At 66.8% G+C, this 20,133-nt stretch carries 19 protein-coding genes; 8 read left to right on the forward strand and 11 right to left on the reverse strand.

Going from position 1 to position 20,133, the window contains the following annotated elements:
- Positions 1-29 precede the first annotated feature (29 nt).
- Positions 30-2,342, reverse strand: coding sequence for a transglycosylase domain-containing protein (locus tag AC4AMJ_RS23130; protein WP_489914952.1), 2,313 nt, complete (start codon positions 2,340-2,342; stop codon positions 30-32).
- A 183-nt stretch (positions 2,343-2,525) separates the two neighbouring features.
- Positions 2,526-2,915: a DUF5318 family protein gene (locus tag AC4AMJ_RS23135; protein ID WP_286322152.1), complete on the reverse strand. Its 390-nt coding sequence runs from the start codon at positions 2,913-2,915 to the stop codon at positions 2,526-2,528.
- A 637-nt stretch (positions 2,916-3,552) separates the two neighbouring features.
- Here AC4AMJ_RS23135 and AC4AMJ_RS23140 point away from each other — a divergent pair.
- The 3 genes from AC4AMJ_RS23140 to AC4AMJ_RS23150 all read left to right on the forward strand — a co-directional run bounded on the left by AC4AMJ_RS23140 (position 3,553) and on the right by AC4AMJ_RS23150 (position 5,906).
- On the forward strand, positions 3,553-4,254 hold the full coding sequence (locus tag AC4AMJ_RS23140) for a PadR family transcriptional regulator (RefSeq protein WP_489914953.1): 702 nt from the start codon (positions 3,553-3,555) through the stop codon (positions 4,252-4,254).
- On the forward strand, positions 4,247-5,338 hold the full coding sequence (locus AC4AMJ_RS23145; RefSeq protein WP_489914955.1) for an inositol-3-phosphate synthase: 1,092 nt from the start codon (positions 4,247-4,249) through the stop codon (positions 5,336-5,338). Before AC4AMJ_RS23140 ends, AC4AMJ_RS23145 begins: the two co-directional genes overlap by 8 nt.
- A gap of 97 nt (positions 5,339-5,435) precedes the next feature.
- Positions 5,436-5,906, forward strand: coding sequence for a hypothetical protein (locus tag AC4AMJ_RS23150; RefSeq protein ID WP_489914957.1), 471 nt, complete (start codon positions 5,436-5,438; stop codon positions 5,904-5,906).
- A gap of 30 nt (positions 5,907-5,936) precedes the next feature.
- On the opposite strand, the gene AC4AMJ_RS23155 is transcribed toward AC4AMJ_RS23150, so the two are convergent.
- Positions 5,937-6,683: an MSMEG_1198 family transcriptional regulator gene (locus AC4AMJ_RS23155; protein WP_489898811.1), complete on the reverse strand. Its 747-nt coding sequence runs from the start codon at positions 6,681-6,683 to the stop codon at positions 5,937-5,939.
- A gap of 164 nt (positions 6,684-6,847) precedes the next feature.
- Between AC4AMJ_RS23155 and AC4AMJ_RS23160 the strand changes: the two genes are divergently transcribed.
- Together AC4AMJ_RS23160 and AC4AMJ_RS23165 are read left to right on the forward strand one after the other, a co-directional pair.
- The gene (locus AC4AMJ_RS23160; RefSeq protein ID WP_489898810.1) at positions 6,848-7,456 is read left to right on the forward strand and encodes a helix-turn-helix transcriptional regulator; all 609 of its coding nucleotides are present in this window, start codon (positions 6,848-6,850) and stop codon (positions 7,454-7,456) included.
- A gap of 191 nt (positions 7,457-7,647) precedes the next feature.
- Positions 7,648-8,418: a zinc-binding dehydrogenase gene (locus tag AC4AMJ_RS23165; protein ID WP_489914959.1), complete on the forward strand. Its 771-nt coding sequence runs from the start codon at positions 7,648-7,650 to the stop codon at positions 8,416-8,418.
- Positions 8,419-8,700: 282 nt separating this feature from the next.
- On the opposite strand, the gene AC4AMJ_RS23170 is transcribed toward AC4AMJ_RS23165, so the two are convergent.
- Together AC4AMJ_RS23170 and AC4AMJ_RS23175 are read right to left on the reverse strand one after the other, a co-directional pair.
- Positions 8,701-10,425 carry a plasmid pRiA4b ORF-3 family protein gene (locus AC4AMJ_RS23170; RefSeq protein WP_489914961.1) on the reverse strand — a complete coding sequence of 575 codons (1,725 nt, stop codon included), beginning with the start codon at positions 10,423-10,425 and terminating at the stop codon, positions 8,701-8,703.
- Positions 10,426-10,477: 52 nt separating this feature from the next.
- Complete coding sequence (locus AC4AMJ_RS23175; protein ID WP_489898807.1) at positions 10,478-10,834, reverse strand: Rv2640c family ArsR-like transcriptional regulator; 357 nt, start codon at positions 10,832-10,834, stop codon at positions 10,478-10,480.
- A 101-nt stretch (positions 10,835-10,935) separates the two neighbouring features.
- Here AC4AMJ_RS23175 and AC4AMJ_RS23180 point away from each other — a divergent pair, with 101 nt between their 5' ends.
- Entirely contained in the window at positions 10,936-11,424 is a 489-nt protein-coding gene (locus AC4AMJ_RS23180; RefSeq protein ID WP_489914963.1) for an ArsI/CadI family heavy metal resistance metalloenzyme, read from the forward strand.
- 1 nt (position 11,425) lies between these two features.
- On the opposite strand, the gene AC4AMJ_RS23185 is transcribed toward AC4AMJ_RS23180, so the two are convergent.
- From AC4AMJ_RS23185 to AC4AMJ_RS23200, 4 genes are all read right to left on the reverse strand, one after another.
- Positions 11,426-11,842, reverse strand: a complete 417-nt coding sequence (locus tag AC4AMJ_RS23185; protein WP_489914965.1) for an arsenate-mycothiol transferase ArsC — start codon at positions 11,840-11,842, stop codon at positions 11,426-11,428.
- Positions 11,835-12,950, reverse strand: a complete 1,116-nt coding sequence (gene arsB / locus AC4AMJ_RS23190) for an ACR3 family arsenite efflux transporter (protein WP_489914967.1) — start codon at positions 12,948-12,950, stop codon at positions 11,835-11,837. Before arsB ends, AC4AMJ_RS23185 begins: the two co-directional genes overlap by 8 nt.
- Positions 12,947-13,270 (reverse strand): ArsR/SmtB family transcription factor, encoded by a 324-nt coding sequence (locus AC4AMJ_RS23195; protein ID WP_489914969.1) that lies wholly within the window; start codon positions 13,268-13,270, stop codon positions 12,947-12,949. Before AC4AMJ_RS23195 ends, arsB begins: the two co-directional genes overlap by 4 nt.
- A 354-nt stretch (positions 13,271-13,624) precedes the next feature.
- Positions 13,625-15,631 carry an aconitate hydratase gene (locus tag AC4AMJ_RS23200; protein ID WP_489914971.1) on the reverse strand — a complete coding sequence of 669 codons (2,007 nt, stop codon included), beginning with the start codon at positions 15,629-15,631 and terminating at the stop codon, positions 13,625-13,627.
- A 233-nt stretch (positions 15,632-15,864) separates the two neighbouring features.
- On the opposite strand from AC4AMJ_RS23200, the gene AC4AMJ_RS23205 reads away from it, so the two are divergent.
- Complete coding sequence (locus AC4AMJ_RS23205) at positions 15,865-16,503, forward strand: SRPBCC family protein (RefSeq protein WP_489898801.1); 639 nt, start codon at positions 15,865-15,867, stop codon at positions 16,501-16,503.
- Positions 16,504-16,997: 494 nt separating this feature from the next.
- Here AC4AMJ_RS23205 and AC4AMJ_RS23210 read toward each other — a convergent pair whose 3' ends face one another.
- Positions 16,998-18,062, reverse strand: a complete 1,065-nt coding sequence (locus tag AC4AMJ_RS23210) for a DNA polymerase domain-containing protein (RefSeq protein ID WP_489914973.1) — start codon at positions 18,060-18,062, stop codon at positions 16,998-17,000.
- 1 nt (position 18,063) lies between these two features.
- On the reverse strand, positions 18,064-19,119 hold the full coding sequence (locus tag AC4AMJ_RS23215; protein ID WP_489914975.1) for an ATP-dependent DNA ligase: 1,056 nt from the start codon (positions 19,117-19,119) through the stop codon (positions 18,064-18,066).
- Positions 19,120-19,153: 34 nt separating this feature from the next.
- Here AC4AMJ_RS23215 and gluQRS point away from each other — a divergent pair, with 34 nt between their 5' ends.
- The gene (gene gluQRS / locus AC4AMJ_RS23220; RefSeq protein WP_489898798.1) at positions 19,154-20,077 is read left to right on the forward strand and encodes a tRNA glutamyl-Q(34) synthetase GluQRS; all 924 of its coding nucleotides are present in this window, start codon (positions 19,154-19,156) and stop codon (positions 20,075-20,077) included.
- Positions 20,078-20,133: the final 56 nt, after the last annotated feature.

Genomic DNA, 20,133 nt, shown 5'->3' on the forward strand with positions numbered 1-20,133 from the left:
TCCGAGTGCTCCGCTGCCACGGTGTCGGCTCAGTTGAGCGGGGGTGGCTCCGGGATGTCGCCGCCGGTGCCGGTGTCACCGCCACCGGTGTCGCCGCCCGTGTCTCCCCCGGTTGCGCCGTTGCCGTTGCCGGCGCCGTTGCCATTGCCGTTTCCGTTGCCGCCGCCGGAATTGCCGTTACCGGAATTGCCGCCGCCGTTTCCGTTCTCGGCGTTACCGGGAAGCGGGATCGTCACGCCGGGTGCGATGGTGATGTTCCCGTCACCGCTGTCGCCGGGGAGGCGACGACTGGGGCCTTGGTCGCGCTCGGTCGTCGCCGGCGAATCGTAGGTGGTCGGCGGCGGCTCGTAGGGCACGCCAGCCTGGCCGCCGACGGCCTCCGGTTCCGGGAACTGCTGGATGGGCTTGCCCTCGAGCGCACCGTTCATCGCGGCCTGCCAGATGTCGGAGGGCAGCATGCTGCCGTAGATCGACGATCCGCTGTAGTTGGTGATCGCCGTCCCGTCGTCGGTGCCGACCCACACGGCGGTGGACAGTTGCGGCGTATAGCCGACCATCCAGGCGTCCTTGTTCTGGCCGGTGTCGCCGAGCTGCGCGGTACCGGTCTTGGCCGCCGACGGCCGCGAGCCCAGATTCGGGTCGGACAGCGAATGCCCGTTGGAGTAGGCCGCGATCGGCTCGAGCGCGGAGGTCACGTTGTCGGCGACCTTGGCCGGAAAGACCCGGTCCCCCGGGTTGGCCTGCCGGTCGAACAGCACCTGGCCGTCCGAGGTCTCGACCTTCTGGACGAAGTACGGATCGTGATGCACACCCGAGGCGGCCAGCGTCGCATACGACGAGGCCATGTCGAGCACGCGTGACGGGTACTGGCCCAGGACCACACCGCCCTCGACACCACCGTCCTTGTTCTGCAAGGTGTGCTGGATGTCGCCGAAGCTCTCCGCGACACCGGCCTTGTGCGCGGCCTCGGCGACCGCCTTGGCCTGTCCGTCGAGGTCCATCATCAGCCGGTAGTACACGGTGTTCAGCGACATCTTCATCGCGGTTGCCAGGTTGCACGATCCGCAGCTCTCGCCGTCGGAGTTCTCCACGGTCAGTCCGCCGGGCGCGTCGTAGGGCGCCGAGCTGTAGACCTTCGACAGCGGCATGTCCTGCTCGAGCGCCGCGACCAGCGCGAACACCTTGAACGACGACCCCGTCTGCAGACCGGCCTGCGCGTAATCCCAGCCGTTGGCGTCGTTGCCACCGAAGTAGCCCTTCACGCCGCCGGTGCGGGGATCGATGGAGACCGCGGAGGTGCGCAGTTTCTTGGGCTCGCCCTCGAGCTTGCCGTTGGCCGCCTGCACCACCGACCTCTGCACCTGCGGGTCGATCGTGGTGGTGATCTTGAGGCCCTCGGTCCGCACCTGTTGTTCGGAGATGTTCAGGCTGCCGAGCTCGGCGAGCACCTGGCGCTTGATCAGCCCGTTCGCGCCTGGGGTGTCCTCGGACTGCGACCGGGACGCCGGCACCTTGGGATACTTCATCGCCGCACGCTCGGTCGGGCTGAGCGCGCCGGTCGACACCATGCCGTCGAGAACATAGTTCCAACGCGCCTCGGCGGCCTCCGGATTGATCTCGGGGTCGTAGTACGAGGGCGAGCGGATCGCGGCTGCCAGCACGGCGGCCTCGGGTGTCGTGATCTTGCTGATGTCCTTGCGGAAGTAGGCCTGCGATGCCGCCGACACCCCATAGGCGCCGCGCCCGAAGTAGATGGTGTTGAGGTAGGCGGCCATGATGTCGTCCTTGGACCACTCGTTCGACATCTTGGTCGCGATCGCGAGTTCCTTGAACTTGCGCTCGTAGCTGTGCTCGTCGCCGACCAGGGCGTTCTTCACGTACTGCTGGGTGATGGTGGAACCGCCACCGGCCTCACCGCCGTTGCCGGTGACCTGACCGATCGCCGCGCGCGAGAGTCCGCGGATCGAGAAGCCGCTGTTGCTGCGGAACTCGCGGTCCTCTGCGGCGATGACGGCATCCTGCATCGACTTGGGGATGTCGGAGATCTTGACGTCGGTCCGGTTGCCCTCGGGCGGCACCACGCGGGCGAGGGTCTTGCCGTTCGAGTAGGTGATGGTCGCGACCTGGTTCTGCTTGATGTCACCGGGCGCCGGCACCGATGCGCCGACGTAGGTGAGCATGAAGGCAAGGATGCCGACCAGCGCGATGACCGGTACCGCGGCACCGATGATGCCGAGGCCCCAGGCCAGCCACTTCTGCCGCTTTCGCGTCGTGTCGTCGGCCGACGGCCGCGATGAACGTCCTGCGCCGTTGCCGGGGGACGACGTGCCACGCGTGCTCATCGTCCCACCATCCTTTCCCTGCGCACGACCATGTCAGCGCTACTCACAATCCGTCTCCGTCGTTCAGCTCGTTACCCCACTGTGACCTACTGAGGGGTGTCCGGGCAAAGTCTCCGCACTCGTGCACCGCGGGCGGGGACCGCCATCAGTACCGATGCACACCTCCGTGCGCACGCGTTCGGGTTACTTGGCAACCCGTCGCGAGCGCGTGGAACGTGGCGGCAAGCCTGCAACGTACGACTGGACCAGATGGTTCCAGCTGCACGTGCGGCACACCTCGACCACGTGAACCGAGAATTCTTCTGCGGAGGTGGCCAGCCGGGCGATCTCGTCGTTGGTTCGCGCGGATCCGGACACCTGCCCGAGTTTCTCGCCGAACACCCACGACACCAGCGTGACCTGCTCTTTCCGGCAGATCGGGCACAACGTCGCCGACGGCCGCCCGTGGAATTTGGCCGCACGCAGCAGATACGGACTCGCGTCGCAGACATCGGCCACGGCAGTCCGTCCGGAGTGGACGTCGGACAGCCGTGACCGCCGCTGCAGGGCGTAGTCGACGATCTGGCGTTGCACGTGTTCAAGGGTACGTGGTCACCCTCGCGGCTGTCGGTGTGACCGTCATCCCGATCGATGGCGTGTCGTGGCCTTGATCCTGTTCCTGCCGGTGGCGGCCCTTCGTGACGCATCGCTCGTTCCTCGCGAGGCTCCTCAGGGATCGGGTGGTGACGCATCCTCGCAGGCTCCTCAGGGATCGGGTGGGTCCTGCTCAGGGATCAGACGTACCCCGACCCGATCCCTGAGGAGGCCCGGAGCGCCAGCGGAGGGCCGTCACGAAGGGGCGGCCCCTTCGTGACGCATCGCTCGTTCCTCGCGAGGCTCCTCAGGGATCGGGTGGTGTCGCATCCTCGCGGGCTCGGAGGCCCCTCAGGGAGCGGGTGGTGACGCACCGCTCGGTCCTCGCGAGGCTCCTCAGGGAGCGGGGGGTGACGGATCGCTCGCAGGCCCGGAGGCTCCTCAGGGGGGCGGGGTGGTGACGCATCGCTCGTTCCTCGCGAGGCTCCTCAGGGCGCGGGTGGTGACGCGAAGGACACCCCGCTGTAGACGGAAGTTATATCGCTGCGATACATTGGGAATCACATCAGAGCGAGGTGTCGGCGCAACAGTGTCGCCGACGTATCGGAAACCTGCGGTCGGGGAAGGGTGAGCGCCAGTGCTGGAACTCGCAGTCCTCGGATTACTCCTCGAGTCGCCGATGCACGGCTACGAGCTGCGCAAACGTCTCACCGGCCTGCTCGGCGCGTTCCGCGCGTTCTCTTATGGCTCGCTCTATCCGACGCTGCGGCGGATGCAGGCCGACGGCCTGATCGACGAGGCCAGCACCCCCGCCGGGATGAAGGTGCGCCGCGGCCGTCGCGTATATCAGCTCACCGACTCGGGTCGGGTGCGGTTCGCCGAGCTGGTGGCCGACACCGGACCGCAGAACTACACCGACGACGGATTCGGTGTGCACCTCGCCTTCTTCAGCCGGACACCGGCAGTGGCGCGGATGCGCATCCTGGAAGGCCGTCGTCGCCAGGTGGAAGAGCGCCGTGAGGGCCTGCGGGAGATCGTCGGACGTTCCAATCGGGCGGTCGACCGCTATACCCGTCAGCTGCATCAGCTCAGCCTCGAGTCGAGCGAGCGTGAGGTGCGCTGGCTCAACGAGTTGATCGCCGCCGAGGCGTCGGGCGACCACGAGGACATGGCGGACCCGGGACGCGACCCGCTGACCGACACCGCCGATACAGACTTCCGTGTTGCGGGCTCAGAGCAGAGCCGTGACGGGGGACCAGAAGAAACCGAACAAGAGAAAACACCGGTGGCGCAGCGATCTGCGATGCCCCGAGTAGAAGGAGAACCCGACCATGGGTGAGCCCAATAAGGTGCGCGTGGCCATTGTGGGCGTAGGAAACTGCGCCTCATCCTTGGTCCAGGGCGTGCAGTACTACAAGGACGCCGACGAGAACTCGACGGTGCCCGGCCTGATGCACGTGAAGTTCGGGCCGTATCACGTCCGCGACGTCGAATTCGTCGCCGCGTTCGACGTCGACGCCAAGAAGGTCGGCTTCGACCTCTCCGACGCGATCTTCGCCAGCGAGAACAACACCATCAAGCTCGCCGACGTGCCGCCGACCGGTGTCACCGTGCAGCGTGGCCACACCCTCGACGGTCTCGGTAAGTACTACCGCGAGACCATCACCGAGGCCGACGGCGACGGTGCCGACATCGTGCAGTCGCTCACCGACGCCGAGGTCGACGTCCTCGTCTCCTACCTGCCGGTGGGCTCGGACCAGGCCGACAAGTTCTACGCCCAGTGCGCCATCGACGCCGACGTCGCGTTCGTCAACGCCCTGCCGGTGTTCATCGCCTCGGACCCCGAGTGGGCCCAGAAGTTCACCGACGCCGGTGTCCCGATCGTCGGCGACGACATCAAGAGCCAGGTCGGTGCCACCATCACCCACCGCGTGATGGCCAAGCTGTTCGAGGATCGCGGCGTCGCGCTGGACCGCACCTACCAGCTCAACGTCGGCGGCAACATGGACTTCAAGAACATGCTCGAGCGTGAGCGTCTGGAGTCCAAGAAGGTCTCCAAGACCCAGGCCGTCACCTCCAACCTCACCGGTTCGCTGGCCGGCAAGGTCGAGGACAAGAACGTCCACATCGGCCCGTCCGACCACGTCGAGTGGCTCGACGACCGCAAGTGGGCCTACGTCCGCCTCGAAGGTCGCGCCTTCGGCGACGCCCCGATCAACCTCGAGTACAAGCTCGAGGTCTGGGACTCGCCCAACTCGGCCGGCATCATCATCGACGCCGTGCGTGCGGCCAAGATCGCCAAGGACCGCGGCATCGGCGGCCCGATCCTGCCCGCGTCGTCCTACCTGATGAAGAGCCCGCCGCAGCAGCTCGCCGACGACGTCGCGCGCCAGCAGCTCGAGGCGTTCATCATCGGCGGCTGATCGGGCAACGCACCGAGTTCACTGACCGCAAACGTCCCCGTCAGCGTCGTCCAAGGGAATGCTCCCTCGGACCCAGCTGACGGGGACGTTTGTGGTCATGCGGGAGGGAAACCGGGTCGAGAACCCGCCCACAGGTGAGACACTGATCGACATGCGTCGCGGATCGTTTCACCTTCGGGCGCTCGTGTCGCTCGGCGCCGCCGGCCTCGCTCTCGTTCTCGGGGCCGGCCCTGTTCACGCCGCTCCGACACCGGCGACCACTGTTGTCGCGGGCTGCGACGGATCGAAGCTGATCGCCCCGCAAACCCTCGCGTCCATCTTCTGCGGCGACGCCGGTGTGATCGTCACCGACATCACCTGGCTCGGCTGGACCGATGCGTGGGCCACGGGACTGGGCACCGAGCACCGCAAGGTCTGCGTCCCCGATTGCGCGAGCGGTGCTGTGGTCACCCAGCAGGTGGGTCTGTGGCTCGGCAAACCCCGCAACGGCACGTTCACCGAGGTGTCGCTGTATTCGTCACCGACCGACACGCCCCACACCTACCAACTGACCGGCCACCTCAACTGAGCGGAAGGAACCCTTCCAGCCCGGCCGCGGTCAGTACCGCAGCTCCGCCAGCACATCCGAATGCCCGTGCCGTCGGCACCAGCTGATGATGTAGCGCGCGTGGACACCACACCAGCGATAGACGACCGCCTGGGTCATCGGCAGAAATTCGTCCTGCTCGCCGCGCTTGGTGATGATCGGCCCGAGGTAGTGGCTGGTGAGTTTGTTCGCGGTGTTCGGCGACACCTTGGCGGCGGCCGCGAGCGTCGCGGTATCGGATGCGTTGCCTGAGGCGATCGCACCCGCCAACCGGGCTGCCGTGTGACCGCGACGGCCGACGAACAGTTCGTAGAGAGGTGGCCGACGGGTCGCCGGCGGCGACGCGGTCAGCCGCTGACCCAGCGCAGCGGTCCGGATCGCGCTCATCAGCGGCATCAGTCCGTCGGACTTCGCGAACACCCCGGACACCTCGGGGCGCAGGCGCGCCTCTTCGAGGTGATCACGTTCCATGCTGTGCCCCTGCGTGGCCAGCAGCACCGGCGCCAACCGGTCGGCGTTGCGCAGCGCGTCGATCGCGTCGAGGCCGTCGAACGCCCATTCGGTGTCGGGGCGGTTCCAGATGAGGTCGGCCACCACGACGTCGAAGCGCACCCGACCCGCGACGCTGCGGACGAACTCGTCCTGGTCGGCGGCCACGACGACGGTCACGTCGCCGAAACCCGACTCCAACGGTGCCGCGACGACCCGCCCCAGCGGCGAGGCGACAAGAATCCGCAAACCATCACTCACATGCGTCATCTTGCCTCCTTTCCGGAAATCATGCGCAATGTGACATACCAACTGCTCATTTGGGTGCTCCCGCGCCACAAACTTCGACAGATTGGTCGCAAAAACAGCTGATCCTGTCGGTGCGAGGACCGAAGCTTGATTCACATCGTCCATCCAGAGCCGCAGGGGAGCTCATGACCAGTCAGATCGATCGGAACCTCCGGGTACCGCTTCATCCGTTGCCCACACCTCCGATGGTCGCGGTCATCGCCGAGCGTGACCTCACCGACGCGGCCCTGCTCACGCTGGTGGAGCGACTGGGGTTTCATGCAGTGATCCTCGATCTCGACACCACCCCGAATCCGCCGCCGGCGACCGTGGCCATCGTCCGGTCGGACGACAAGCTGGCCAAGCTACGCAGCCGACGCGGCATGCAGCGATGCGTCATCGCCGCGATCGGGATCGACATCCGTGATGCCCCGGGCGTCGCGATCGACAATTCGCCACTGGCCGCACGGCAGTTGCAGCAACTCCTCGAGGAGGCCGCCCGGCTCACCCCGGAGCTGCGCAGCCGCGTGAACGTGACCCGGCGGGAACTCGAGATCCTCAGCACCTATGCGCTCGGCGCCACCCTGCGGCAGACGTCGGAATTGCACTACGTTGCCGAGAGCACGGTGCGCGCACATTACCGACGCGTGTCACATCGCTACTGCGAGGCCGGACGCCCGGTCGGCAACAAGGCCCAACTGCTCCTGCAGTTCATGGCCGACGGCTGGCTGCGGCCGGAGCAGCTGGCCATGTGACGGGCGATGCCGAGTCCGTAACGTGGGCGGCATGCGCACACAGCGGTGGGTGGCCACGGGTTTCGGCGGACTCGATGACTTTGCCCTGATCGACGACGAACTCACCCCGCCCGGACCCGGCGAGGTGACCATCGCGGTCCGAGCGGCCGGGGTGAACCCCGCCGACCTCAAACACGGCCGACGACCCGTCCGTGCTGCCGCTGCCCATCGGCTACGAGGTGGCCGGCGAAATCGTCGAGATCGGCGCGGGCACCGAGATCGCTTCGGGCACAGCAGCTGTCGGTGACGAGGTGCTGGCGTTCCGGATTCGCGGCGGCTACGCGAGGGCAGTCACGGTGCCGGCCGAGAAGGTCTTCGCCAAACCGGCCGGCCTCGACTTCCCGGAAGCCGCCAATCTGCTGCTGGCCGGCTGCACGGCCGCCGACATGCTCCGCGCGGCGCGGGCGGAACGCGGTGAGAGCATCCTGCTGCATGCCGCATCGGGGGCGGTCGGTGTCGCGGTGTTGCAGCTGGCCCGTCTGCGTGGGATCACGGTAATCGGCACCGCGGGCGCCCACAGCCTCGATCGGGTTCGCGAATTCGGTGGCATCCCAGTCGAATACGGTCCCGGTCTGGCCGATCGGGTGCGAGCCGCGGCGCCCGACGGCGTGGCTGCCGCGCTCGACGCCGCGGGCACCGACGAGGCGATCGACACGTCGCTGGAGCTGGTCGGCGACAGCACCCGGATCGTCACCATCGTGGCGGCGAGGCGTGCGGCTGCCGAGGGTTTCGTCGCGCTCGGCGGGGCGCAGCCGGAGAGTCTGGCGTTCCGTGATGCCGTGCGGGGTGACCTGGTGCAGCTCGCCGGGGAGGGCAGGCTGGTGGTCCCGATGGCCCGGACCTATCCGCTGGTCGACGCGCGGGCGGCGCTGGAGTTCGTCAGCGCCGGCCATCCGGGTGGGAAGGTGGCGCTCACCTGCTGAGACGCCGGTTCGCACATGGTCCTCGCGAACGCCCCTCACTTCGTCGGGTCGCCGAGCCTGTGGTCTGCGACCGCGATCGACGACTCCCAGCTCTCCTTCGTGCCGGTCCATTGATCGGTCCGGCACAGGCAATCGAGGAACAGTCGGACACCGAAGATCGCGTCGGCCTCCGACGGGAACTCGTCGTCGTGCTACGCATGCGCTCCATCAGAGCGATCGCCGCGCGGACATCGTCAGGTGTGCACATCGTGAGGAAAAAATCCGACCAGGTGCGCGGACGCTTCACGGGGTGAGTCGTTGCAGCACACGGTCGGCCGCCACCGGGTCGAAGAACGTCGGGTCGAAGGGCTCCGTCGGCGACAGCCCGCCCCACTCGCGGCGGTCCTGGTGATCCGGGTGGGCCGGGTTGGTGACCGCCTCGATGAAGTACGCCCAGCCGCCCGGCCCGCCGACGTCGTCCAGCGGCGCCATGCCGCCACCGTCGGTGACGCGGACCAGCATGTCGTCGGCAGGACTCACCGCCTCGAGGACGAGCCGCACCTGCCAGCCGTCGCCGAAATCGTATTCGTAGAGCAGCTCGTCCCCTGGTCGGGTGAGCAGCGTGCCGACGGAGACGCCGTCCTCGGCGATGACGTCGGCAGACAGTCCAGCCCCCATCTCGAAGGCCTGCCCCGGCCCGAAACGCACGATGCCACGCTTGTCTCGATAAGTGAACTGGTGCAGGTGGCCTTCATTCCACGACATGAGTGACTGGATGACGATGTGCATGTCGATGAGCCTGAGTTGGCTGGACACCTCGATTCGTCGCCAGACAGGCGGATCGATGTACGGCATCTCCATACGGACGGTCATCGTGCCCGGTGGTGCAGGATCGCCCAGTGGCGCGGGATCGTCCTCCCCGGTAAGCAGGTCGGCGACGACGGGGCGCAACGCCATCGGCACCTCGTAGTAGCCCTCACCGTTCTCGCGCAACCAACCCTCGTCGATCAACTCGTCGAGTCGTCTCCGGATGACCGAGGTGAGCTGAGGGTCCAACACCTCAAGTTGCTGGCCGATCTCTTCGAAGGCGTTGGGCGCCAACGGCGTACCGGTGATGCCGTGATACAGATACGACCGGATCATCTCCGCGGCCTCGACGGGCATGTATCGCGTCCGACCCGTCAGCGTCGCGTCGAGATCCAGCGTCGCGGCCTCGCGCAGCAACTCGAGTCGCGGCCCCGACCGCCACTGGTGCATCTTCGGGCCGGGCCTGGCCTGTGTGCTGGTGACCTCGATGAGTTCGAGTTGCCGTGCCTGCATCCACAGCTCGGCCAAACCATTATGGTCACTCATCCTCGACGGTTCGGCCGACATGTCGAAGTCCAGTACCCGGGCCAGCTCCGGCACCAACGCGGGCTTGAGCCATCCCGCCCCGGTGACCGGCCGTTGCCTGCCGATCCAATCCAGCAGCGAATGGAGACGTCCGGCCACCCCCAGACCGTCCAGCACCGCCTCCTCGATGGCCGGATCGACGTCCTCGATCTGGACCTGCAACTCCGGTACGTCGTCGACGAGCCTGGTCTCGGCCACCGACAGCACCCGTTCCCAGGCCTCGCTCGTGCCAGTCCACCTGCCGGTGTCCTCGAGAAAGTCGAGGAACATACGCAGACTCAGGGCCATGAGTACCGTCGCGGCCTGCTTGACCGCGTCGTCCTCGTCGACCTCCCTGGCATAGCTGAGTGCGGCCTCGATATCCGCTTCGGTCCACGCGGTTTCGGAGAACGTGCCGCGATGCAGTTCGGACAGCTCGGCCATCGCCCCCGCCGCGACGTCGACCACCATGTTGCACTGCTCGGGGTCGTGTTCGACATTGGTTTCGACGAGCCAAACACCGAACGCCTGCAGCAGGCGGTCACGCTCGGCCGTCGAGTGAAGGAACCGTACCGAATCGTGCTGGGCACCCGATCGCTGTTTGCGTGACTTCTGCGCCCGCTTCGCGCGCCTGGCCCGCTTGTCCGAGGAACTCATCGCGACAAAGTCTAGTGAAGTCAGGACGCCGAGTGGCGCAGCACCGGGCTGATCAGCAGCACGAGATGTCGAGGACCTGCCGCAATGCTTCGAGCGAATCGGTGCGCGCCCGGTGGTAGACGTTCATTCCCTGACGACGCGACTCCACCATGCCGGCCTTACGCAATTGGGTCAGATGGTGGCTGACCGTCGCCTCGGACAGGCCCAGCGCCGGGGCGAGCTCACACGTGCACACCTCGCCGGCCTCGTCGCTCAGCAGGATCGACATCAGCCGGATGCGCGCCGGATCGGCCAGCGCCTTGAGCCGCAACGCCACCTCGAGCGCGGCATCGTCGTCCATCGGCGCCGCCGACACCGGGGCACAGCAGATCGGCGCGCTGATATCGATCACCGGCAATGTCTTCGGCATGCGACCAGAGTACTCCAGGATCTTGACATATGTCGAAAAGGTGGGAGTCTGGTGAGGTCCCAATAAATTCGACATATGTCTCACAGGTGGAGGTGCCTGACATGTCACGCATACAACTCGCGCTCAACGTCGACGACCTGGAAACCGCGATCACGTTCTACGGCAAGCTCTTCAACACCGAACCGGCCAAACGCAAGCCGGGCTACGCGAACTTCGCGGTCGCCGAACCCCCGCTGAAGCTGGTGCTGATCGAGAATCCGGGACAGGGCGGGACGATCAATCATCTCGGCGTCGAGGTCGAATCCAGTGAGCAGGTGCACGGTGAGATCGCCCGACTGTCCGATGCCGGATTGTTCACGCAGGAGGAGATGAACACGACCTGTTGTTTCGCCACGCAAGACAAGGTGTGGGTGACCGGGCCTGCCGAAGAGAAGTGGGAGGTCTACACCAAGCTCGCCGACACCGACCAGTTCGGAACCAGCCCCAACCTTCTCGCCGACGGTGCCGCAGCCACCACCGGTTCGACCTGCTGCGGCGGCAGTGCCCAGAGTGAGCCCGGAACCACCGGGCGGGCAACTGCCTGCTGCTGAGTCAGTCCGCGGTGAGCCGGCCGGCGAGGTCGTCGACGCGGGCGGCGATGTCGTCACGGATCAGCCGCATCCGTTCGATGCCGTCGATCCCGCGCAGCGACGGTTCGTCGGTGTCCCAGGTCTCCAGCGCCACGCCGGCGGGCGGGTGGACCTCGGCGGTGCCGACGACCACCACGAGGTCCGCGGCCCGCATGATGTCGTCGGTGAGTTGACGGGGCTGGTGGCCCGTGACGTCGGCGCCCGCCTCGTCGAGTACTCGCCGGGACAGTTCGTTGACCGTGCCACCGATCTTCGCCTCGGTCCCGGCCGACGATGCCGCCACCGCGTCTCCGGCGCGGTGGCGCATCAGCGCCTCGGCCATCACCGACTTGCCCCGGTTGGACACACAGACGAACACCACCGACGGCCGCTCAGTCATGCTGGGCCACCGCATCTTCCGTGCGGTCCGACTCGTATGGCGGTTGATGCTGATCGGCATGCCAGCGGCGTCGAAGTGCCAGCGACACGTAGACGAGCGCAACCAGGACGGGCACCTCGATGAGTGGTCCGACGACCCCGGCCAACGCCTGTCCGGACGCCGCACCCCAGGTGCCGATCGCGACGGCGATGGCCAGTTCGAAGTTGTTGCCTGCGGCGGTGAATGCCATGGTCGTGGTCCGGGCATAGCCGAGGCGCGCGACGAGGCCGTAGAGGTAGCCGCCACCCCACATGATCGCGAAGTACGCGAGCAACGGCAGCGCGATGCGCACCACGTCCCACGGGTGGGAGGTGATCTGATCACCCTGCAATGCGAACAGCACGACGATGGTGAACAGCAGGCCGTACAGCGCCCACGGGCCCAGGCGCGGCAGCAGGCGTTCCTCGTACCACTCACGGCCCTTGGCCTTCTCGCCGAACCATCGGGTGGCGAAGCCGGCCACCAGCGGGATACCGAGGAAGATCAGCACCGACTTGGCGATCTCCCACGGCGAGGTGTCGATCCCGGTGGTCTCCAGACCCAGCCAACCGGGCAGGACCGAGAGGTAGAACCAGCCCAGAACCGCGAACATGGCCACCTGGAAGACCGAGTTGATCGCGACCAGCACCGCCGCGGCCTCGCGGTCACCGCAGGCGAGGTCATTCCAGATGATCACCATGGCGATACAGCGGGCGAGGCCCACCACGATCAGTCCGGTGCGGTATTCGGGCAGGTCGGGCAGCAGGAGCCAGGCGAGGGCGAACATCAGTGCCGGCCCGATCACCCAGTTGAGCACCAGCGAACCGATCAGCAGGCGACGATCGCCGGTCACCGAGTCGAGCCGGTCGTAGCGCACCTTGGCCAGCACCGGATACATCATCACCAGCAGCCCGAGCGCGATCGGCAGCGAGATGCCGTCCACCTCGACCGCGCTCAACGCGTCCCCGATCCCGGGGATCAGCCGTCCCAGCAGCAGACCGGCAACCATCGCCACGCCGATCCACACGGGCAGGAACCGGTCCAGCACCGACAGTTTGCCCACCACGGCCGTCGACCCCACCTGATTCATCGACATTCCTTTGGTTCGCCCGCCACCTCGGACATCGACGTGAGGACGTCGCCGAGGGTGCGCACCGCGTCGGGCACCACGCGGTAGTACACCCACGTGCCCCGCCGCTCGCTGGTCAGCAACCCGGCTTCACGGAGAACCTTCAGGTGGTGCGAGATGGTCGGTTGCGACAACTCGAACAGACAGAGCAGATCGCAGACGCACGACTCTCCGCCGGGCCGCGCCGCGACCTCCCGCAGCAACCGCAACCGCACCGGGTCACCCAGTGCCTTCAATCCCGCCGCGGCCGCCACCAGGTCGGGTTCGGTCTGAATCGACATGCGTCGATATTGACATAGTTCGATACAGCGCGTCGAGGTGGGTGCGGGGCGCACTGTCCCCACCCGCTCCCTGAGGATCAGCCTGCGAGCGTCCTACCCGGTCCCTGAGGAGCGAGCCTGCGAGCGTCCTACCCGGTCCCTGAGGAGCGAGCCTGCGAGCGTCCTACCCGGTCCCTGAGGAGCGAGCCTGCGAGCGTCCTACCCGGTCCCTGAGGAGCGAGCCTGCGAGCGTCACGAAGGGCCCTTCGTGACACCCCTCCGCTGGCGCACCGGGGTTCCTCAGGGACCGGGGGCAGTAATGCTCCGGAGTCCTCAGCTCCAGGGACCGGGTGGCAGGCTCCCACAGCCAGCGGGCTAACTGATCTCCCCACTGTCCTGCAGCACCGTCTCCTCCTCCGAGTGCTCGTCGGAGTGCTCCTCGGCCGCCAGCCGCGGGATCAGCCCACCGGCCAGGACGTCGGCTACCTGTCGCGGCGACAGCCGGTGCTGCACGGTGAAGCTGCGGTCCTTGGTCACATTGTGGACCGTGAGCGCATCCTTGGACCCCAGGGTGTCGCGCAGGTTCTCGAGGTGCAGCACGTCGTCCTGGTCGATGGCGTCGTAATCGGCCGGGTCGTCGAACTCGACGGCCAGCACCCCGAAGTTCGCCAGGTTCTGCCAGTGGATGCGGGCGAAGGACTTGGCGAGCACCACACGCAGGCCCAGGTGCCGGGGTGCGATCGCGGCGTGCTCGCGCGACGATCCCTGCCCATAGTTCTCACCACCGACGATGATGTGGCCGGACTCGGCGGCTCGGGCCCGTTCCGGGTAGCTCTCGTCGATCTGGGTGAAACTGAACTCGGCGAGCTTGGGGATGTTGGAACGGAACGGCAGCGCGCGCGCCCCGGCCGGGGAGATCTCGTCGGTGGAGATGTTGTTGCCGACCTTGAGCAGCACCGGGACCTCGATCTCGTCGGGCAGGTCGTCGAGCTCGGGCAGGCTGGAGATGTTGGGTCCCTTCACCGGCTGCACCTTCGCCGCCTCGTCGGCCGGCAACGGTTCCACGAGCATCGCCGTGTTGATCGAATGTTGTTGCGGGTATTCGATGTTCGGGTAGGCCATGCCGACGTCGGCGGCCCAGTCGCGTGGGTCGGTGATCACGCCGGTGAGCGCCGATGCGGCGGCCGTCTCGGGCGAGCACAACCAGACCGAATCCTCCTTGGTACCCGAACGTCCCGGAAAGTTACGCGGCATGGTGCGCAACGAGTTACGGCCGGTCGCCGGGGCCTGGCCCATACCGATGCAGCCCATGCACCCGGCCTGATGGATGCGGGCACCGCCGATCACCAGATTGGCGGTCGCACCCATCTTGGTGAGGTCGGTGAGGATCTCCCGCGAGGTCGGGTTCACGTCGAAGCTCACCTGCGGCGCGGTCTGCCGACCCTCGACCATCGCGGCGGCGATCGCGAAGTCCCGCAGGCCGGGGTTGGCACTCGACCCGATGACCACCTGGGAGATGTCCTCACCGGCGACCTCACGGACCGTGACGACATTGCCCGGCGACGACGGCTTCGCGATGAGCGGTTCTATCTCACTCAGGTCGATGGTGTCGGAGATGTCGTAGGTGGCGTCGTCGTCGGCGATGAGTTCGGACCAGTCGTCCTCGCGGCCTTCAGCGGCGAGGAACTCGCGGACCGCGTCGTCGCTGGGGAACACCGATGTGGTGGCACCCAATTCGGCGCCCATGTTGGCGATGACATGCCGGTCCATGGCCGTCAATCCCGCCAGCCCCGGGCCGTGATATTCGATGATGCGGTTGACGCCGCCCTTCACATCGTGGCGTCGCAGCATCTCCAGGATCACGTCCTTGGCCGAACACCATTCCGGCAGTTCACCCTCCAGCCGAATCCCCCAGATCTCGGGCATCCGGATGTTGAGCGGACGGCCGGTGATCGCCAGCGCGACCTCCAGGCCGCCGACACCGATCGCCAGCATCCCCAGCGAGCCCGCCGCCGGGGTGTGTGAATCCGAACCGACCATCGTCTTGCCGGGTATACCGAATCGCTGCATGTGAGTGGGATGGGAGACCCCGTTTCCCGGTTTGGAGTACCACAGCCCGAATCGTTGGCACGCGGTCCGCAGGTACTCGTGATCCTCCGCATTCTTCTCGTCGGTCTGCAACAGGTTGTGATCGACGTATTGGACGCTGACCTCGGTGCGGGCACGGTCGAGCTCGAGCGCTTCGAGTTCCTGCATCACCAGGGTGCCGGTGGCGTCCTGGGTGAGGGTCTGATCGATGCGGATCGCGATCTCCTCGCCGGGGGTCATCTCCCCGGACTCCAGGTGCGATCCGATGAGCTTGCGGGCGACGTTCTCAGGCATGACGCAACTCCTCCGCCACATCGGTTCGCAGCGACGAGTCTCCCGACAGCTCGGGTCCGAGCAAGGGCTGTCGTCGAACCGTCGGTGGGGCCCGGACCGCGGGCCCGAACACTGCGACGCGACCTGGCGTTGCGCTCGGACTGTCCTCCATGGTTCCAGCTCGGCCGCAGTCGCGCCATGACTGGTGTCCAAAGACCCACGACACGTTCGGATCGTCGGCGCATGCTGAAGGTATGAACACCGGATTGGTCCTCGCCACCGGAGCACTGGCTGCCGGCGCGGCGGCGGTGGGCTATCAACGATTTCTGCGACAGCCGATCCTCAACTGGGGCGCCACGCCGGAGGAGGTCGTCGCGGACCTGCCGGGCGACGACCTGCTACCCGACCCCGACGGGGTGTCGACGCGGGCCATCACGGTCCTGGCCCCACCCGACTGCGTCTACCCGTGGCTGGCCCAGATGGGTCCAGATCCCCGCGGTGGCGCGTACACCTACGACTGGATCGAGAACCTGCTGGGCCTGCACATGCACAGCGCCGATCATGTGCTCGACGAGTTCCAGCATCCGAAGCTGGGCGATGTGATCGGGCTGGGAGCCAATCGGATGCTCGTGCAGGTCGCCGATCCGGGACGGGCGTTCGCGACCCGGTCGAGCGACGGAAACTGGGTGTGGGCGTTCACCCTCGTCGACCGCGGTGACGGCACCACCCGACTGATCAGCCGCAACCGGTTCCGGCTGCCCCGGTGGCGCGACAAGATCGGGATGCTCCCGATGGAACCGGGCTCGCTGGTCATGGAGCGGAAGATGTTGTACGGGATCAGGGATCGGGCGGAGATGTTGGCGAGTCGGGACCCCCACTCGCTGGTCGAGTAGCAGCGAACGAAGTGAGTCGCGCATCGAGACCCCGCACGCCACAAGAGGTCTCGATACGGTCCCTCGCCTAACGGCTCGGCACCTACTCGACCAGCGGAACGGACGGGCACCACAACCGATCGTCGAGTAGCAGCGAACGAAGTGAGTCGCGTATCGAGACCCCGGACGTCACAAGAGGTCTCGATACGGTACCTCGCCTAGCGGCTCGCCACCTACTCGACCAGCGGAACGGATAGGCACCACAACCGCTGGTCAAGTAGCAGCGAACGAAGTGAGTCGCATATCGAGATCCCGCATGCCACAAGAGGTCTCGATACGGTACTCGCCTAGCGGCTCGCACCTACTCGACCAGCGGATGGGTGCGGCTCGAGCACCCACTCGACCAGCGGATGGGTGCGGCTCGGCACCTACTCGACCAGCGGATCGATGCGGCTCGAGCACCCACTCGACCAGCGGACGGGTGCGAGTCGGCACCTACTCGACCAGCGGAAAAATCAGTCTTCCACGCGATTCCCCTTCTCGTCCCAGTGCGCGGCCACCTTCTTGCTCGGCTGCACCCGCGGCGGCTCGCCGGGCATCTTCGGATAGCTGGGCGGGTAGGGCATGTCACCCAGACCGTTGGCGTCGTCGCGTTGCACCATCTCCAGCAGGGTCTCGAGACCGCGGCGGTGCTCGGCGATGTCAGCCATCGGATCGCCGCGTTTCGCAACGAGATCCGGGACGGTGGCGATGGTGCAGTCGTCGGGATCGACGTCGGCGAGTTCGTCCCAGGTGACCGGAGTGGACACCCGCGCATTGGGGCTGCGGCGTGCCGAGTATGGGGATGCCATCGTACGGTCGCGGGCGTTCTGGTTGAAATCGATGAAGATCCGTTCTCCGCGTTCCTCTTTCCACCATGACGTGGTCACCGAGTCCGGGTCGCGGCGTTCGAGTTCGCGCGCGACGGCGATCACCGCACGACGGGTCGCGATGAAGTCCCACTTGGGTTCGATCGGCACGAAGACGTGGATGCCGCGGCCGCCGGAGGTTTTCGGGTAGCCCCGGTAGCCCAGCTCCTCGAGCAGTGGCGCGAGACCTTCGATCGCCACCCGACGGACATCGTCGAAGCTGGTGCCGGGCTGTGGGTCCAGGTCGATACGCAGCTGATCCGGATGATCGTTGTCCGGGTCGAGCGTCGGCCAGGAGTGAAACGTGAAGGTGCCCAGGTTCGCACCCCACACGATGTCGGCGGGCACCGTGGGTTTGATGGCGTCGCCGGTTCTGCCGGAGGGAAAGACGATGCGCGTCGATTGGACGTGGTCGGGCCGTTTCTTGGCGATGTGCTTCTGGTAGATCTCCTCGCCCTCGACGCCGTCGGGGAAACGTTGCAGGAAGGTCGGCCGATCCCGCAACGCGGTCATGATGGCGCCCTGCAGCGCCATCGTCCGGTAGTAGCCGACCAGATCCCTTTTGCGACCGCCACTCTCGCCGAGTTGCGGGAAATAGATCTTGTCCGGGTTGCTCAGCCGGACGGCGATCCCGTCGACGTCGAGTTCCTCGGCCGGGGAACGAGAAGCCATGTCAGGACGCCCCTTCCAACACGTCGTGCAGGTCGTAGGTGAGTGGCACCTCGAGCTGGTCGTAGGTGCAGCTCTCCGGTTCCCGGTCCGGGCGCCACCGGAGGAACTTGACGGTGTGGCGAAAGCGGTGATTCTCCATCTGGTCGTAGGCGACCTCGACGACCAGCTCGGGACGGATCGGGATCCACTCCCCCGACTTCTCCGACCGCCACCGTGTCGGCTCGCCGGACGCCGGTTTGTCGGGGTCCAGGCGCATCGGTTCGAACATCTGCTGAAGCTCGATCCGCTTGGCGTCGGAGAACGCGCCGGCACCTCCGACCATGCGGAGCTCGCCGTCGGCGTAGAGCCCCAACAGCATCGATCCGAGACCGGTGCCGCTCTTGTGCACGCGGTAGCCGAAGACCACGCAGTCGGCGGTGCGCTTGTGCTTGACCTTCACCATCTCCCGTTTGTTCGGGACATACCGCCCGTCGAGCCGCTTGCCGACCACGCCGTCGAGCCCGGCACCTTCGAATGCGGTGAACCAGTCGGTCGCGACGGCGGGATCGGTGGTCACCCGGCTGACCTTCAGTGTCCGGTCGGCACCGTCGGTGGGGTCGATGGCCCGCAGCAGCGCCTCCCGTCGTACCGAGAACGGTTCGTCGATGACGCTAGCCTTGCCCAGTGCGAGGGCGTCGAAACCGATGAAGATCGCCGGGGTCTTCTCCGCCAACATGGTGATCCGTGATTCGGCGGGATGGATACGTTGGGCCAGCGAGTCCCAGTCGAGGCGATGGGTATCCCCGATCAGCGCCGGCACCCCGATCTCCCCATCCACCACGGCTTTGTCGGGCAGCTCGGCCTTGGCGGCGGCCACCAGTTCGGGGAAATATCGGGCGAGGTCCTTGCCGCCGCGCGAGCCGATGGCCACCTCGTCACCGTCGCGAAAGATCAAGGCCCGAAAGCCATCCCATTTCGGCTCGTATGACCACACCGGATCACCACCGGGCTGATCGGGAACCGTGGTGACGGCTTTGGCGAGCATGGGGGCGATCGGCGGCATTACCGGGAGGTCCACGGCTCCATAGTTGCTACTTGTACGCTCATCCGCAATGGACCTGGGAGAAACCGCACCGCCGGCGGGCCGGTATGCGCCGTCGCCGTCGGGAGAGCTGCACGTCGGCAATCTGCGGACAGCCGTGCTGGCCTGGTTGTTCGCCCGGACCACCGACCGGTCGTTCCTCATCCGGATGGAGGACCTGGATCGTACCGCGGTCGGCGCCGATCGCGGACAACTCGCCGACCTGGCATCGCTGGGACTGGACTGGGACCCGCCGGTGGTCTACCAATCCGACCGGTTGCCGTCGTATCAGTCGGTGATCGACGGGCTGCGCGAGGACGGCCGCACCTTCGAGTGCTTCTGTACGCGGCGCGAGATCCTGGAGGCGCCGTCGGCGCCGCACGCGCCCGAGGGCGCCTACCCCGGCACCTGCCGCGACCTCACCGATGCGCAGCGGGCCGAACGTCGAGCCGGCGGCCGGGACCCGGCGATTCGTCTCCGCACCGACGTCCCCGACTTCACCGTCGTCGACGCCTTGCACGGCAGCTACAGCGGGATGGTCGACGACTTCGTCATCCAACGCAATGACGGCACCCCCGCCTACAACCTGGCGGTCGTCGTCGACGATGCCGCACAAGGCGTCGACCAGGTGGTACGCGGAGCCGACCTGCTGTCGTCCGCGCCGCGGCAGGCCTATTTGGCGACGCTGCTCGGTCACGTCCCGCCTACCTATGCGCACGTGCCGATGGTGCTCAACGACAAGCGCATCCGGCTCAGCAAACGCGACGGTGCGGTGACCCTGGCCGACCTCGCCGGCCAGGGCATCTCGGCCAAGCAGGTGTTGTCGCGCATCGCGGAGTCGCTCTGGCTGGCCGAACCCGGTGAGGCGGTGTCGCTTCCGATGCTCGCCGAACGGTTCGATCCGCAGGCATTGCCGAAGGAACCGTGGATTCTGACGGAGGCCGAGTGGACGTGATCGCAATCAGCGGGAAGGGCGCGCCACCACCCCCGGTTTGAGTAGCAGCGAACGAA

It is taken from the genome of Gordonia sp. LMA484 (assembly GCF_058129505.1).